This window comes from uncultured Turicimonas sp., assembly GCF_902477955.1.
Taxonomy (GTDB): Bacteria; Pseudomonadota; Gammaproteobacteria; order Burkholderiales; family Burkholderiaceae_F; genus Turicimonas.
The window spans coordinates 71864-87908 of the sequence record NZ_CABSJB010000006.1 but is presented as its reverse complement, the minus strand read 5'-3'; the positions used below and the strand labels follow the sequence as shown (position 1 = coordinate 87908).

17 protein-coding genes are annotated in these 16045 nt (G+C 44.7%); 9 read left to right on the top strand and 8 right to left on the bottom strand.

Features of this window, described 5'->3' with window-relative positions; translation table 11 throughout:
- The coding region (gene iscB, locus RDK53_RS03255; RefSeq protein ID WP_308513267.1) for an RNA-guided endonuclease IscB at window positions 1-1025 on the top strand (1025 nt) is incomplete at its 5' end.
- Complete coding sequence (locus RDK53_RS03250) at window positions 1022-1816, top strand: TonB family protein (RefSeq protein WP_308513266.1); 795 nt, start codon at window positions 1022-1024, stop codon at window positions 1814-1816. The genes iscB and RDK53_RS03250, both read left to right, overlap by 4 nt.
- Window positions 1817-1884: 68 nt before the next feature.
- Here RDK53_RS03250 and RDK53_RS03245 read toward each other — a convergent pair whose 3' ends face one another.
- Together RDK53_RS03245 and RDK53_RS03240 are read right to left on the bottom strand one after the other, a co-directional pair.
- Window positions 1885-2244, bottom strand: coding sequence for a cytochrome c3 family protein (locus RDK53_RS03245; protein WP_308513265.1), 360 nt, complete (start codon window positions 2242-2244; stop codon window positions 1885-1887).
- A gap of 72 nt (window positions 2245-2316) precedes the next feature.
- Window positions 2317-4026 carry an FAD-dependent oxidoreductase gene (locus RDK53_RS03240; protein WP_066595107.1) on the bottom strand — a complete coding sequence of 570 codons (1710 nt, stop codon included), beginning with the start codon at window positions 4024-4026 and terminating at the stop codon, window positions 2317-2319.
- 383 nt (window positions 4027-4409) lie between these two features.
- On the opposite strand from RDK53_RS03240, the gene RDK53_RS03235 reads away from it, so the two are divergent.
- Window positions 4410-4682 carry a DUF6429 family protein gene (locus tag RDK53_RS03235; protein ID WP_308513264.1) on the top strand — a complete coding sequence of 91 codons (273 nt, stop codon included), beginning with the start codon at window positions 4410-4412 and terminating at the stop codon, window positions 4680-4682.
- A gap of 160 nt (window positions 4683-4842) precedes the next feature.
- Window positions 4843-5805, top strand: a complete 963-nt coding sequence (locus tag RDK53_RS03230; RefSeq protein ID WP_308513263.1) for a LysR family transcriptional regulator — start codon at window positions 4843-4845, stop codon at window positions 5803-5805.
- A gap of 49 nt (window positions 5806-5854) precedes the next feature.
- Here the strand turns inward: RDK53_RS03230 and dcuC are convergent, their stop codons facing one another.
- Complete coding sequence (gene dcuC / locus RDK53_RS03225; RefSeq protein ID WP_308513262.1) at window positions 5855-7198, bottom strand: C4-dicarboxylate transporter DcuC; 1344 nt, start codon at window positions 7196-7198, stop codon at window positions 5855-5857.
- Between the two features lie 25 nt (window positions 7199-7223).
- Window positions 7224-8702: an argininosuccinate lyase gene (locus RDK53_RS03220; RefSeq protein WP_308513261.1), complete on the bottom strand. Its 1479-nt coding sequence runs from the start codon at window positions 8700-8702 to the stop codon at window positions 7224-7226.
- Window positions 8703-9009: 307 nt separating this feature from the next.
- Between RDK53_RS03220 and RDK53_RS03215 the strand changes: the two genes are divergently transcribed.
- Together RDK53_RS03215 and rbr are read left to right on the top strand one after the other, a co-directional pair.
- Window positions 9010-10092, top strand: a complete 1083-nt coding sequence (locus RDK53_RS03215) for an RloB family protein (RefSeq protein ID WP_308513260.1) — start codon at window positions 9010-9012, stop codon at window positions 10090-10092.
- Window positions 10093-10187: 95 nt separating this feature from the next.
- Window positions 10188-10727 carry a rubrerythrin gene (gene rbr, locus RDK53_RS03210; protein ID WP_308513259.1) on the top strand — a complete coding sequence of 180 codons (540 nt, stop codon included), beginning with the start codon at window positions 10188-10190 and terminating at the stop codon, window positions 10725-10727.
- Between the two features lie 67 nt (window positions 10728-10794).
- On the opposite strand, the gene RDK53_RS03205 is transcribed toward rbr, so the two are convergent.
- Window positions 10795-11547: a 4Fe-4S dicluster domain-containing protein gene (locus tag RDK53_RS03205; RefSeq protein WP_308513258.1), complete on the bottom strand. Its 753-nt coding sequence runs from the start codon at window positions 11545-11547 to the stop codon at window positions 10795-10797.
- Between the two features lie 222 nt (window positions 11548-11769).
- On the opposite strand from RDK53_RS03205, the gene coaE reads away from it, so the two are divergent.
- The 3 genes from coaE (at window position 11770) to RDK53_RS03190 (ending at window position 13543) form a co-directional block, all read left to right on the top strand.
- On the top strand, window positions 11770-12381 hold the full coding sequence (gene coaE, locus RDK53_RS03200; RefSeq protein ID WP_308513257.1) for a dephospho-CoA kinase: 612 nt from the start codon (window positions 11770-11772) through the stop codon (window positions 12379-12381).
- A gap of 151 nt (window positions 12382-12532) precedes the next feature.
- On the top strand, window positions 12533-13306 hold the full coding sequence (gene zapD, locus RDK53_RS03195) for a cell division protein ZapD (RefSeq protein WP_308513256.1): 774 nt from the start codon (window positions 12533-12535) through the stop codon (window positions 13304-13306).
- 6 nt (window positions 13307-13312) lie between these two features.
- A complete protein-coding gene (locus RDK53_RS03190) occupies window positions 13313-13543 on the top strand; it encodes a DNA gyrase inhibitor YacG (RefSeq protein ID WP_169711908.1) in 231 nt (76 codons plus the stop codon).
- Here the strand turns inward: RDK53_RS03190 and RDK53_RS03185 are convergent.
- The 3 genes from RDK53_RS03185 to argJ are packed head-to-tail and all read right to left on the bottom strand — an operon-like array spanning window position 13530 to window position 16035.
- Window positions 13530-13928: an NUDIX domain-containing protein gene (locus RDK53_RS03185; RefSeq protein ID WP_308513255.1), complete on the bottom strand. Its 399-nt coding sequence runs from the start codon at window positions 13926-13928 to the stop codon at window positions 13530-13532. The genes RDK53_RS03190 and RDK53_RS03185 overlap by 14 nt on opposite strands.
- Window positions 13918-14805: an ATP-binding protein gene (locus RDK53_RS03180; protein WP_374041555.1), complete on the bottom strand. Its 888-nt coding sequence runs from the start codon at window positions 14803-14805 to the stop codon at window positions 13918-13920. The genes RDK53_RS03185 and RDK53_RS03180 overlap by 11 nt, the downstream gene beginning before the upstream one ends.
- Window positions 14806-16035 carry a bifunctional glutamate N-acetyltransferase/amino-acid acetyltransferase ArgJ gene (gene argJ / locus RDK53_RS03175; RefSeq protein ID WP_308513253.1) on the bottom strand — a complete coding sequence of 410 codons (1230 nt, stop codon included), beginning with the start codon at window positions 16033-16035 and terminating at the stop codon, window positions 14806-14808.
- Window positions 16036-16045: the final 10 nt, after the last annotated feature.

Below are 16045 nucleotides of genomic sequence, written 5' to 3'. Positions count from 1 at the left end.
GAAGCCGTAATCTCCGTTACCGCTCACCCCGGTTCCTGAACCGCAGGAGAGCAGAGGGGTGGCTTGCTCCTTCCCTGCAGCATCGAGCAGACAGCATTCTTTCTTGGGTTTCTCGATTGCGCAAGATAGCCCCCGTTGAAAGAATCAGCCAAGAGCTTGTAAAGTTCGATACGCAGCTTATCCAGAACTCGAAAATTGAAGGGATTGAGTATCAACAAGGAGAGCTGGTTGGTTACGAACTCCGGGAGTATCTGCTTGAAAAATTCGGCCGCAAGTGCATCTACTGTGGAGCAGACAATGTCCCACTTAATATCGATCATGTAATACCAAAATCCAAAGGCGGCTCTAACCGAGCCAGCAATCTCGTTTTGGCTTGTGTTCAATGCAATCAGAAGAAAGGCTCAAGGAGCGTTGAGGAGTTTCTGAAAGACAAGCCGGAAGTTCTGCGGCAAATCAAGAATCAGTTAAAACAACCGCTTAAAGACGCAGCTTCTGTTAATGCCACCCGTTGGAAACTGTTTAACAAACTGAAATTAACTGGTTTTCCCTTTGAAGTTGGTTCAGGAGCTTTAACTAAGTTTAACCGCAAAAAATTCGGTATTCCAAAAGCGCATTGGCTAGATGCACTCTGTGTGGGCAATGTTCCATCAGTGACAAATTGGAGAAACCTCAATGTCCTGAACATTAAATGTTGTGGCCGTGGAGCCTATCAAAGAACGAGAACTGATAAGTATGGATTCCCACGAGGAATCTGCATGAGGCAGAAGAAAGTTTACGGATTTTCAACCGGAGATATGGTCAAAGCGATTATCCCGAAAGGCAAGAAAAAAGGCGTGTATGTGGGAAAGGTTGCTGTCCGTAAAACAGGATCCTTCAATCTTCAAACCTCCGGCCAAACCATACAAGGTATTTCCTATCGCTATTGCAGATTAATTACACACTCGGATGGTTATTCCTACAGTTGGAAAAGCTGTCCAATTCCTCCTCGGGTTGAAACCCGAGGTATCCTTGGAGAAGTTAGATGAATACCTCTACTCAGTTGGATTTAAACGGCATAAGAAAAGCCAAGAACATAGCTCGGCTTTTCATTATTACCGCTTGTGTATGTTCCGTTTACTTGGCTACTCTTCCTTTTCAAGCGAAACCACTTCCGGTTACCGCCCTTCCAACAATCGATCTGAACTTTGTGCAGTTTGAAGAACCCGCTCCTCCGCCACCGGTACGTGTAGAACCTGTTAAACGTCTTCTAGCTGAAGAATCCGACATAAAAGTAGAAACTCCTCCTGAACAGAAAGAACCCGAAGTTGTTCCACTGAAACCTCCTGTCGTTAAACCGGCAGAGCTTCCTCCTCCGATAGCGCCGGTCAAAGAAGTAAAGGAAAAAGTAGTCCCCAAAGAGCCTCGAAAAAAAGAAGTCAAGCCTGTGGCAAAACCAGTACCGGTTAAAAACAGTAAACTTTCTGAGGCTAAGCCTTCTTCAAACGAATCTATAAAACCAGCCTCATTAGCGGAAAGCACCTCTGAACTACAGGCAAAAAACAAACTTGCTTCCCTTTTACTTGCCTTGATAGAAAAAAAGAAGAAATACCCGAAAGCTGCGATTCGAAGCGCAACTGAAGGAACTTGTCATGCGAAATTCAGATTCGATAAAGAAGGCAGGATTATCTCCGCTACCCTTTCCGTTCCATCCGGAAAAGGAGTTCTTGACCGAGCTTCCAATCAATTAGCCCAGCAGCTGATCGGCACAAACTTCAACATTCCAAATTCAGGGATTGAAATCCAAGTCCCTATCAAATTTGAGCTGGTGAACGGATAGGATCACTATTTTCTCCACAAAAAAGCGCCCGAGAACAGGCGCAATTGAAATGAGAAACAATAGCTTGTTTAGGGCACCTTGAAATTGTAGTAATGACACTCAGCGCAATAATTAACGCTTGGTTTGTGTCCCTTGTGGCATGTTGAACATGGCAGATTACCGTCATGCTGGCTATGCGGATTCATTTCTTCCGGATTCGCCGGGGTGGTCTTCTTAGCTACTTGATCATAGAACCCGTGGCATTGAACACATGGTTCATGTCTTTGATCATCTTCTTTGAGCTGGGCCGAAATTTGCGGTCCGTGGCATACTTGGCACTGAACTCCGCGCGCAACGTGACGATCTCCTAGGAACTGCGGCTTGTCCTGGGCGATAGCGCTAAATGAAAGAAGAGCGCCAAAAAATAAAACAACAAGCTTGGTTTTCAATTTAGTTCTCCTTTACACAATCGGCCGGAAACTACGTTCACGGCCGACTGTACTATTACTCAGAGAAAGTGATTATCCGCGGTTAGGTTGTTTTGCAACTTCCTTACCGGCAACCTGACCGAATACTAAGCATTCTGTCAAGTTTCCGCCGCCCTGATAAACGAACTTCAGAGCAGAAGCGATTTCACCAACAGCGTAGAGGCCAGGAATCGGCTGGAGGTTCCAATCGAGAACTTCACGCTTGGCGTTAGCAGCCAAACCGCCCTTAGTATTCGGGCCGCCGGCTACGAGAGGAACAGCATAGAATGGGCCGTCGGAAACAGGCTGCAATGTGCTCTTGAGGCGTCCGAATTCTTTATCTTCGCCTGCTGCGCAAGCAGCGTTGTAGTTCTTAACGGTTTCTGCAAGAGCTGCAGGATCCATCTTGTTGCCGTTTTCCTTGATAGCTTTGATCTTCTTGCCGAGTTCTTCGATAGTGTCAGCCTTCAGGATCCAGCCTTTCTTAACAGCGTCGCTGTTGTCGGCTGCGCCGTAATCAACAAAGCCATAACCCGGAGTGGAGATGCCGAGACCTACGAGAGGTTTGCTCTTACGGAGAGTTTCGTCAAAGATGAACCAAGACGGGCTGTTTGGATAGTCGAGTTTGTCGATATCAAACTTAACGGCTTCTTTATAGAAGAAGTAGCGGCTTGGGTCCTTAGTGACTTTATGTTCAGCAGCGTAACGTTTACCGTAGTTATTAACAACGATAGCGTGGCCGGAACCAACTGCAGGAGTGATCATGCCCAAACGCATGCCGTTGTGGCGTACTGGAGCAGGCATAATGATACGGGAAGCGGCTTTACCGGCTTTCATGATGCCGGCGCCGGCCTTCTGACCCATAGCGATACCGTCGCCTTCATTAAACGTTGTACCGTAGAATGCCCAGCCTTCAACGCCCGGGCCTTCCAAGAAAGCTTGACGCATCGGGAGGCTGTATTCATAACCGCCGGAGCAAAGAACAACACCCTTGCGTGCCTTGTAAGCAACTTTCTTGCCGTTCTGTTCTGCGATAACGCCGATAACTTCGCCCTTGTCATTCTGAACGAGGTCGCGGCCGCGTGTTTCGTAATCAACTTTGATCTTGTCGGCACGGGTCTTGATACCGTTGTCTAAGCAAAGCCAGAAAGCTTCACCGGAAATGGCTTTTTCCTTAGGACCGTTGTAGCAAGGAGTATTGAAACCTGCCGGGATGCGATCAGGATAAGAAGAACGATAAACCTGATAGCCGCAGTCCTTAGCGCCTGGGAATGTCGGGAAAGCTGCGCCCTTGAAGCCCGGAGTAGCAAATGCCTGGAACTTCGGATCCTGTTTCTTCATCCAGTCAAGAAGTCCCGGAGTGTATTCGGCCCAAGCTTCGGCCAAGCCATCGGAAACCTGAGGCTGTTCGCCTTCGAGTTTTCCAGGAATGTTTTCGCCGGAGAACATGGCCTTAGCATATTCTTTCAATGCAGCCTTATTGCCTGATTTATCCGGGCAGTGGAAGATACCGCCGGACATACGAGTATTGGAGCGAAGTGTTGCGGCTGGCTGTCTTTCGATAACGATAACATCAGCACCGTTGTCGGCAGCAGTGATAGCTGTAGCAGCGCCTGCACCACCCAAACCTACAACGATAACGTCAGCTTCCTTATCCCATTTTTGCTGCTGAGCAGAAGCGGTTGCAGCGGTAAATGTACCGACTGTGGCAACAACGCCTACGCCAGATGTTTTAAGGAAACCACGTCTTGAGATATTGGTCATTTATTTCTCCTTGTTTTGTTTTTTGAGATAGCTCACTGAGCTACGTATTTGAATTTACACGGTTACAAAGGGGGCGTAAAGGGAGAAAGTGCGGTTGATTTGACCAAAAGAGAAGAGTAAAATTTTTAAGTTGGGCTTAAGAAATTGCCCGTAGCCTCAAGCAATTTTTCTTAGAAATGCAATTGCAATTTCTCCCTTTTCTTTCTCCTCACCATTTACTTTTGAAACAATTAGTTACTTTTGTTGAATTCCAAATTGATGATTTTCTATTTCTTATAACAAAGTCTTTTCATAGAAAACCATGTTGTACTCAATTGCGGGAAGATCCTCCCCTGTAGAAAAAAAAAGATTTTTATCATGTTCTGCAACTAGGAGATCTTCTGATGAATCTGAACGCAACGACTAAAGAAACTCTCGTTGAGAACCTGACTCTCGTCCTCTTGTACCTCACTAGCAGGTGCGAAGAGCTTCCGGTAACTCACGAAAAAATTTACTCGGCTTGGAAAAGTTATGACTGGAATGCTATGGATAAGCTAATAGAAGACGGCTGTGTGTTTCCTCCAAAATGTAGAAGAACACATACGAGATACTTGACCGAAGAAGGCGTAAAAAAAGCAAGAGAACTCTTGGAAGCACTACATCTGACAACAAAATAGCGTTCATAGCAGTTGAGCTCTTCTCCTGCTAAAAAAGATCTCGTTTTGCTATGAGAACTTTTACTTAAAAAAAAGACTCAATCAATTGATTCTTATGCTCCTATGCAAATGAGTCTTTGAATTAGAATGATTTCTGATCTTGGTTGTCCTAAGGTGTTTCATGCTAACAAATCAATGGAAATCCAAACATTTAGGAATGTGGGAACTCTTATTCAAAGTTTTTGAGGAAGGTTCGGTAAGTCGCGTTGCTGATGAAAATGGAATCGATCGAGGACAACTTTCTCGGATGATAAAAGCCCTGGAGAGCGAAGTAGGTTGTGAGCTAATTGAAAGAATTGGCCGAACCGCAAAACCTACTCTTGCCGGTGCCCAAGCAAGAAAGGAAATTTTACCGTTGCTGGAATCTCTGGATAAAACCATCGTTGACTTAACAGCCTCCCAACAGCTGTCCATCGGCAACATTAGATTCGGAGCCATGCCAGGCTTTCTTCAAACTCAAATCGTTCCGTTGATTGCCGAATTCCAAAAGCTTCATCCAAAAGTGACTTTTGATGTCATTGGTGACGATGATCCGAAAGCCATAATGTGCGGCCAAAGCGATGTCATGCTCTATTACGGACCAAACAATAATCCGCACCTCGTCGAACACTGGGTGACACGCTCTCTTTTCATTCCTTGTGCAGCGCCAAGTTACTTGGAACGCTATGGTTCTCCAACCTCGCCTACTCAACTCGTGGATCACGCCGGAGTGGTTTATAACGGTAAAGTCCGACCTCTCTCTCCCGTCTTGGTAAAAGGATCCCTCCAAGAAACGATCCATTGGAAATCCGAAATTCGGTTCAACAATATTTTGTTAGCCAAAACGGCTGCGCTTGAAGGCTGCGGAATAGTGCTGGATATGCCTCTGCATCACTGCTACCAAGAAATCCTCGCCGGGAAATTGGTCCCAATTCTCAACGGCTGGCATATTCCCAATCTTGATAATTACATTGGCACCACCTTAGAAGCTCATAAACTTAAAAGAGTTCAAACCTTTATCGATTGGTATGTGATGAGAAGAAGAGAAATAGAGGGAGAGCAGAAGAGGCTCGTCCAAGAAAAATTTCCTTTCATTGTTTACTAGAAAGCCTGAGCTCTTCAGGTAACAGCTCAGGCTTTCAAAAGGAAATAATTTAGAAAACGAACATACAGAAAGTTGTAACCACTAAGGCTGCGATAACGGGAATTGCTGTTCGTTTAGCAATTTCCATTGGATTAACGCCAGCCAATCCTGCAAGAATAATTACGCCGCCTGCCACTGGAGACATTGTACGGCCGAGACCTGCTGCAATTTGGGCAACCGCACCCAACTGCACAATGGTTAAGCCGAAATCTGCAGCATGAGGAGTAATTGCTTCGTTGAAAGCCAGAGCGGCGGCATTTCCGGAACCGGAAATTGCGGCCATGACAAATGGGCCAGCCGCAGCAGCGAACATAGCAACTGACTGAGAACCCTTCATGGAGTCAACCAGCGCTCCGGTAAGACCAATTGATTTCATACCGGCAGCGAATAATGCAGCTGCAGCAATAAGGATGACAACGTCACAGAATCCGTCACCGGCGCCTCGGCAGAAACGTTTGGAACAGTCGCCTATTTTTTGTTTGTTGATAATGGCAACAATCAAACCGATCGCTGTACCAATAAGCATGCAAACCGGAACAGAAAATGCTTTTGTGGGTAAGACTCCTACTTGCTTTGAAGCCAAAACAAGAAGAATAAGAGGAACGACAGGAACGACGGCGTAGATAGGATTTACCTTGAAATCCTTTTCGGTCTCTTCTGCCAACCCTCCTTCCAAAGCGTCTCCGGCGGTAGATAATTGAGTTGAGCCCACGCCTTCCTTCAAGAACATGCAAATGAGAGCAAGCACGGCAGCGACGACTAGCGCACCAATTGCGCAAGGCAAAAACTCTTGCATGATGACGATCATCGCATCAGGAGCACCAATCTCCTTTGCTTTGAATGCTATGTCGGCAATCTGAGGATTAAACATCAAGCCCGGGCTAACGACCGAACCCCAGGTTCCTGCGAACACTGCAGATGCTGCCATTACAGGTCTAACTTTTAAGGCGATCAGAGCCGGCACCAGCAGTACACCGACAGCCGCAGCAATTCCGGCAGCAGAAGGAAGGACGATATTCAGCACCCACGTAATTAATACTGCACCTGGAATAACAATCGCTGGTACGTATTTCAAAGGCTTAACCAGAGAGTTGACCAAGTGATCTGAGCACTTTGTGAATGTCATGACATATCCGAAGCCCATCACTGTTACGATGGTCGGCACTAAGCCGCCATTTACCAGCTGTTTGATAAAAGCATCAACAGCAGCACTTAATGTGACATTTGATCCGCAAACGTATTGTCCTATCAAAGCCATCACAATGCCTGATAAGCACAAAACAAGACGAGCTTCATAATTTTTATATATGAGCCAAAAAGTAACGATAACTATTGCTAATCCAATCCAGATCATATGTGTCTCCTGAGATTTATTAGGTTTATAACTTTGCAAACGCTGTATCTAAATTGATTGCAGCTTCTGAGAGGTCTTGCTTTTTCTTATTTAGCCAAAGCTCATCCTGCTCGAGTTGTTTGGCAATTGAAATTAAGTTTTTAGAAGTACTTAAAGGTGAAGGAGCTCCGGTTCCGATGCGGGACCTCACAACATTTTCAGGCGCGAGATAACCTCTGAATTCCTGCTCGGAAAGTGGCAGCCTCAGGGCTTTCCCCTCCAATTTCTCTGTTATTTCTTCATAACTTTTTTGAACCGTTTCGAAAGGAATATTGTTGGGAAGCCAACCGTTTTTGCGCCCTTTTGACACCACATCGCTAGCGAAGTTATGTCCAACCCTGAAAGGCACCTTGTAGTGCATTTGAAGGGCCTCAGCCAATGCCATTGTGCATGTCCAGTCATTTTCCAGTTCTTCTAAGGCACGTTCTTTATTGACGCGCAGCATAGAAAAAGCCTGCGTAGTGAGAGCCAGCATGGATACAGTCAAAGAAAACACCTTGGCATTGTCTTCAAGCACACTTTCCTTGTTGTCATACATCCCGAGATTAAGGTTGTGCGCTCTAAAAAAAGCTGTGGTGGTGGCGCCAATTACGTCCGAGGCTCGGGCCCGAGTCTTGTTCAATATTCCGGGATTTCTTTTTTGAGGCATTGCCGATGATCCGTAAGCATCCGAATCGTCCAACATAATCCAGGGCCTGGTCTGAGAATACTGCTGAGCCAAATCTTGTATTAGTACCGTTATTCTTACGGCGATATTGGATGCAATTGAAGCCGCCTCCAATGGAATGTCGAAAAGGCTTACTTGAGAGCTATCCAATCCATTGATAATAGGTGCATCAAATCCAAGTAACTCGGCCAATCTTTCTCTTGAAAGAGGCCACGCTGAACAAGCCAGGACGCCGCTTCCCAGCGCGCACTGATTTACACGCACCCAGGCCTCTTTAAGTCTAGCTGCATCTCTTTCGAACGATTCCAAAAATGCCCAGAGATAGAATCCTAGAGTTATGGGCATTGCCTGGACACCATTGGTATAAGCCGGCATCCATGTTTCTACATTGCACTCTGCTATCGCCAACAGCTGCTTTCTTAATTTGTTCAGTTCGTCAAAAGTATCGATAACTGCTCTTCTTAAACGAGCTTGGTTGAGTGTGGCGAAAATATCCTGGCGACTTCTTCCGGTATGAATGAGAGTTGCTTCTTGTCCGCAATGTTTGATTAGAAGTTTTTCGAGAGGCATGATATCGAAAATTGGAGATGCCCCCGGCGCATTTAACTCTTTCTCAGCTTCTCGCTGTGCCTCTGCAATCTTCTTCGTTTGCTCTCTAGAAAGAATTTTCTGTTCGCTTAACATCACTAGAGAGGCTCGGTTTATTCTGTTTTGCCAATACTGCCAAGTCTCAGTAGCTGCCTCTTCACTGGTTGGGCTTAGCGTATCCGGTCCCCAAGGAATTCGAGAATTTGTCATAAGGTACCTCAAATTTGTTTCCTTCAGTCTAATTTGAGGGCTCGAAGATCGAGATGAATTTTTAAACAATAAAACGTTCAATATTTCTTCAAATAATTCTTGGAATCGACTTATTTATTCTGCTTTTCTTTTTATATTCATAGAAAAACATGGCATACAAAGTTAATTAAAAATATTAAGTGAGGGATTTATTATTCTTACTATGTGTATTTTCTCATCATATAAGGGAATATACTTATTGAAGCTCAACCTTTACTTGTCATTATTTGTCGCAGGGGGCGAGAAAAATATAGAAAAAGGACCTCCTATGCGATTCAAGAAAAATAACAACAACTCATATAACGTGTACTCGAGTGCAAAGTCTGGCTCGCCTCTTCTATGCAAAATTTCTTTTTGTCCGTCAAAAGAAAATCCTGAAGAACAATACCAATTCGATTGGAAAATCGAGGATGAAAAAATTCGACAACAGATTTTTCGAGAATGGAAATCCAAACAAAAGAAAATTCCGTTTCTCACTATTCTCTGCGAAGGTAAAACGGAGCTGATTTATCTGTCGGAAATTATCAAAATCCTCGGTCTTACCAATAATGTTGCCATCTCCTCTTACAACGGTGGCGATCCAAAAGTTCAATTTATACCAGCTACGAATAATTTCCTTTGGCAAAAGCAATTCAAGCCTGACTTCAACCAGGAACTCTGGTTTGTCTTCGACAAAGACGGACATCCCGGATATAAAAGCCTGACCGAAATGCCCAAAATTAATTCCAATGGAATCTTTCTAGCTTGGTCTAATCCGTGCATTGAGTATTGGTTCTTACTTCACTGCGAAAAATTCAAGGACGAAGATCTGCCTAGGACACAAAAAGAAGAAATTGAAAGGAAGTCGTGGGTTGAAGCCGGAAATGGTGATCACGTTGAGAATGTCCTTACGCAAGTCACATACCAGTCTCACGTCTCTCCGGAAGACTGCTTTGCCAAACTCAGGTCTCTCTCTACAGGCTATAGCAAAACTGCTCCGGATCTTTTTTTTCGTTTTTCTACTCATCTTCCATTCGCACTGAACAACTGCAAAAACAGAACCAATCCGGCTCAACATGGAAGCGCAATCCCGCTTCTAATTGAACGCTTGATTAAATATTCACCTTATTCTCGTACTGCTGCTTTGGCATTGCTGGCAAAGGCCAAACCTGTAGCGAAAAAAAACAAAACTCCTCCTAAATGGTCAACACAGGAATTCAATCGTTTCAAGAGCCTGGTAGGATCCATGCAAAGTTCTAAAACAATTAGCGATGACAATTCAGAATTTATGGTTTGTTTCCTAAAAAAACTTCTTACGAACATCTCTCAGAAAACCAAACCGGAAATTGTCAAAAACTACTTTCCTAATTGATTACTTCTATACGCTAATTTGCGTATTAACGATTTGGTGCCGAGCGTGTAGAATGAGCCAACCGTTAACTACTTCTTTCAAACTAAGGAGAACTCATGACTAAGTCTTTAAAAGGGACAAAAACTGAAAAGAATCTTTGGACAGCATTTGCCGGCGAATCCCAAGCCCGCAACAAATACGACTACTTTGCAGGAGTAGCTAAGAAGGAAGGATTCCAACAAATCGCTGCCATTTTTGAAGAAACCGCTTCCAACGAAAAAGCCCACGCTAAGATTTGGTTCAAAGAATTGCAAGGTATAGGCAACACAGCTGAAAACCTGAAGGCAGCTGCCGGCGGAGAACACTACGAATGGACCGACATGTATGACACATTCGCCAAAGAAGCTGAAGAGGAAGGATTCCCTGAATTAGCAGCTAAGTTCCGCGGCGTTGGCGCCATCGAAAAACACCACGAAGAACGTTTCTTGAAGCTTCTCGACAACATCGAAATGCAGAAAGTATTCGAAAGAAGCGAAATCGTTATGTGGCAATGCAGAGAATGCGGCAACTTGGTAATGGGCCCAAGAGCTCCAGAAGTTTGCCCGGTTTGCAGCCACCCGCAAGCCTACTTCCAGTTGCAGGAAAAGAACTTCTAATTCAACGGTTCTGAATTAGGAATAATGGCCGACGAGTCGAATGACCGCCGGCCTTTTGTTTGGTTAATTAATAGAAAAACTCATTAGCCTTTCTCACTCCGACCAACGGAGAAAGTTTTGTCAAAAGCATTTCCTGCACTTTTTGCGGAAGTGCCCTTCCTTGACTAGGACAGTTCTGCACACAGCGCATGCAATCAATACATTTCAGAGCATCAGTCTGAGTCGGATCCTCTTTTGAAATAGCGCCGACGGGACAGTTGGTCGCACAAGTCCCACATTTAAAACAAGAGACCGGATCAGCTATCGGTGCCACCGGCATTCCGGTAAATTCTCGATATGGCTGAGAGCCGGGTACTTTTGGCTCTGAGTAATCCATCTCATCGTATTTATATTTTGCGCGGTTAGCAAACGCCTCTGCTTCCTGGAAGTCTTGTTTATCCGGTCTGTCAGCGGCAACCTCCGGATGGAAAACATGTCGGGCCACAAACGCGGCACTGGCGAACACCTCAAAACCTTCGCCAACAAGAATGGTATTCAGTTCTAATAAAGCATCGTCATAAGCTCGATTTCCATACACAACCATAGTGATCGCGAGTGATAGATCTCCGCGCATGCGCTGCAATTTTTCTGCCAAAGGAACCGGAAGCCGTCCACCATAAACCGGCGCAGCAAAAATAACAATGTCTTCTCTCTGAAAGTCGAGAGGACCATCAGAACGTGTTAGATCGACGTAAATAGGATTCGGACCGAAGGTCTCAGCAACCTTGGCGGCATACTCTTGAGTGCTTCCGCACGGGCTGTAGTAAAGGCAGTAGAGCATATTTGTTTTTTTGATTTAGGTTGAGGATATTGATATTTTCTCAGAAATTCCTTGTATTGAAGAATGCAAATGCTGATTTTCCTTATCGGGATTGCGAGAGCTATACGCCGCTTTTATCCGTTCTCTGGAGCGAGTGCCGGTACTACGAGAACTCGTTGCTGGTCCATCTCGTTTTCCTCTCGACTACAATTAGTCAACTCTCTAAACATCTAAGGTGCAGCTTTGTTAATCGGACTAACTGGCGGAATCGGCTCCGGCAAAACAACGGTCTCCGATCTTTTTGCCGAGCTTGGCATAAAAATTATTGACACCGATGTTATTTCTCAGAATTTAACAGCTGCGGGCGGAAGTGCAATTTCTTTGATCTTAGAAAACTTCGGCCCGAAATCTATTGCTCTTGACGGAAGCATGGATAGAAAGTTTATGAGAGAAAAGGTCTTTAACTCTTCCGATGAAAGAAAGAAACTCGAAAGCATTCTGCATCCTCTTATCCGTGAAGAGGTTAAACGTCAAATTCAAAATTTAGACGGCCCCTACTCCATTCTCGCTGTCCCTTTGATGAATAAAGATTCAAGTTGGATTCGGCTTTGCGACAGAATTCTTTTGGTGGACTGTCCGGAAGAAGAACAAATTCGCAGAGTAAAGCATAGGAGCGGACTTGAGCCTGCAGAAATAAAAAAAATTATCGATAGTCAGTCTTCGGTTCGGGACAAACTATCTTTCGCAGACGATGTGCTTTTCAATTACAGTGAAAGAGACTACCTCAAAAAAGAGATTCTGCACTTACACCAAATTTATTTAAAGCTATCGGGACTCTGCCCAAAATCGGCCTAAATAAGACTATCCGTACTTCTATTTGGCTTTTGTTATTTAGAATGCAAACTTTTAAAAATTCCCTTTATTTGTATGCTCGGCGACTTGATTTTTAATATTTAGTCTTGGCGGTATGCTAAATTATTAAGTGGTGAATAGGGTCACAGAACACATGAGTAATGATCTTTTGAGATATGAGTTTCCGTCTACAGAAAAGACTCGTACTTTTCTGAGACTTTCTTATCTCTTTAAACAATTGGAATGGTTTGCCGAACAGGAGTTTCCGCAAGATCATCAAGCTGCAATACGAAAATATTTTGAAATCCAAGAAGTAACAAACCGCGGAGATCAAAAAAATGATATTTTGCAGGAACTAGAAAGGTTTAGAGTCTATCTGTCTCCTCTTGCCTCCAGTCCAAATGTCGATCAGTCTTCTCTTAAGAACACTCTCAATGAGATTCAAGCTTGCCGCACCGCTCTTACTAGTGTTGGAATCCGAATCTCTCATTTGGCGACCTTAAACGAATTTCTTAAGCTTCTCGCTCAGCGCTCTTCCATTCCCGCCGGCACCTGTGAGTTTGATCTCCCTATCTACCACCATTGGCTTAATTTACCGGCAGAAAGAAGAAAAGCAGACCTTCAGGGTTGGATAGCTCCCTTAAAACCTTATCACCAAGGTATCGACCTGATTCTTAAGCTTCTTAGAGGAAGTGCTGAAGTCACCGAAGCCATTGCTGCAAAAGGCGGATATCAGAAAGATCTTCAGGGTAAAACCTTCACACTTTTACAGATTTACGTAGACCCAAAATACGAGGTTGTTCCGAAAGTCTCTGCCAACCGGTATATGCTTTCTGTACGCTTTATACCGGTATCTTTTGATAAACCCGCCGTCACGGGCGCAATTTCTCAAGATATTCCTTTTAAATTGGGAATCTGCAACATTTAAAGAAAAATGGCTATCCAAGTTAAATGTCCGCAATGCGGAAAGATGACTGAGTATTCAGATAAAAACCCATGGCGCCCGTTTTGCTGTGAGAGATGCAAAATTATTGATTTAGGCGCATGGGCTAATGAGGATTACGTAATTCACGGACGTCCCATTGAAGGCGACGACGATCTGGATATCTCAAAAGATTCTTTGGCAAAAGGAAAAATCCATACCAAAAAATCTATCGAGCATTAATCAAAGAAGGCAGTAACGGCACTGTTGCCGGCAGAATAGGATCAGGAAGATTACTCTCAGAAAAGAACCCGTACTCCTGTCCCTCTTTACAAGTGATACTGCCTTCCCAGTCAGTACATCTGAAAAAATGCAGGCGCACATCCGCGTGAGGATAGGAAAATTCTTCGCAATCCACTTCTTTAAAATCTTTGGGAATGATGCCTAACTCTTCTTCGAGTTCGCGGGAGAGGGCCTGCACCAGACTCTCTCCTTTTTCAACTTTACCGCCGGGAAGTTCCCAATAACCTGCATAGACCTTTGGTTCCGGACGGCTGGAAAGAAGAATTTCTCCTTCCTTGTTGATCAGTGCCGCGACTACAACTTCCGTAAACTTCTTATTTGTCATTCTTGAGCTTATTTCTGCCGGTCCAATCTCTTGCGAACTGATAAGCGACTCGACCGGAACGAGAACCTCTTTGCAAGGCAAACTGCAAAGCTTCTACCTTCCATTCTTCATTGATTGGCCCGTTAAAGTGTCTTGTCCAACCTTCTGCAATCCTCAGGTATTCCTCCTGATTGAAAGGATAGAAACTGAGCCAAAGTCCAAATCTTTCGGACAAGGACATTTGCTCTTCTACCGTTTCCGCAGGATGAATTAATCCGGTTTCATCCATGCCGCAGTCCAAATTGTCCTGCATCTTCTCAGGCATTAAATGACGCCTGTTGGAAGTTGCATAAATAATCATGTTCTCGCTCGAGGCCGAGATAGAACCGTCAAGAATCGCTTTTAAAGCCTTATAAGCCGCTTCTCCGGGCTCAAAGGACAAGTCATCACAGAAAATAATGAACTTCTCCGGACGAGTCCGAACCAAAGCGGTTATTTCTCCGAGATACTTCAGATCAGATTTATCGACTTCGATCAGACGCAAACCCTCAGGATAGAACCTAGACAAACAAGAACGAATCAATGAAGATTTTCCGGTTCCTCTTGCACCCGTCAGCAATACATTGTTTGCAGGCAGTCCCTTCACGAACTGCTCGGTATTCGATAAAAGAATCTCCTTCTGCCTTTCGACATTCTGAATGTTTTTTGGATCGACGAAGGCTACTTCCGCAATGGGGTCCAGAGTTCCTAACTCCACGCCGAAATAGCTTTTCTGTCTCCATCGAAAGGCAGGTTTAGACCAGTCAATCTCATCAGGAGAGGGAGGCAGAAGAGGTTCGATCTTTTCAATGAAATGACCAAACCTTTCATAAAACTCTTTTCTTTGGCTCATAGACAATTAGCTGCGGTAATCTGCATTAATGGAAACATAATCGTGAGAAAGATCAGTTGTCCATACGGTTTCGCTGGCTTCTCCTCTTCCGAGGTTGACGGTAACGAAGATTTCCGGCTTATTCATAACGGCTTGACCATCTTCTTCTCGATAAGAGGCATAACGGCCTCCATTCTTTGCAACAAGGACGTCATCAAGCCATAAAGAAATCTTATTGGCATCCAAGTCATCGATACGAGAGTTTCCGACTGCAGCCAAAATTCTTCCGAGGTTAGGATCGGAAGCAAAGAAGGCAGTTTTGACTAAAGGAGAATGAGCAATAGCGTAAGCCACTTTAAGAGCTTCTGCTTCGTTCTTCGCACCGTCTACAGTAATCGTAATGAATTTTGTAGCACCCTCTCCGTCTCTAATCATGGACTGAGACAATTTCTGAGCCACTTCAATTAAAGAATCAAGAAGATCGTTATATCTAGGATCTTCATCGCTTTCAATCGGAGGGCAATCCGCGCGTCCGGTCGCGATAAGAATAAAAGAGTCATTCGTTGAAGTATCGCCGTCCACTGTGATGCGGTTGAATGAAGCATCTGCAACGGCACGAACTGTATCTTGAACGAGCTCAGCAGACATTCCGATATCTGTGGCGATAAAGCCTAGCATCGTTGCCATGTTCGGTTCAATCATTCCTGAACCTTTGCTGATGCCGGTAACGGTAATGTCAACCCCATCCAGCTCAACTCTCTTGGAAGCAGCCTTTGGCACCGTATCCGTTGTCATGATTGCTCTGGCAGCATCAATCCAATTGTTTCTGCCCATATTCTGAGCTGCTTTAGGGATGCCTGCCAAAAGTTTTGTCATGGGCAGCGGTTCCATAATCACGCCTGTTGAGAAAGGAAGAACCTTAATCGGAAGCGTGTTAAAGATATCAGCCACGGCCTGGCAGGTTTCTTCTGCATCGTGCAAACCGGTCAACCCGGTACCGGCATTAGCGCATCCTGTGTTAACTACAATTGCTTGGATGTCATTAGTCTCAAGCAAGTGCTCTCTGCAAATCTGTACCGGAGCTGCTGCAAATCGGTTCTTTGTAAAGACCCCAGCCACCTTTGATCCGGGAGCTAGTTCCATCAACATTAAATCTTTTCTGCCGACTTTCTTGATGCCAGCTTCAGCGGTTCCTAGAACAACCCCGGAGACCGGGAGAATGTCTTCAGCGACGGGAGCCTTAAGATTGACTGCCATGTTTTTTCCT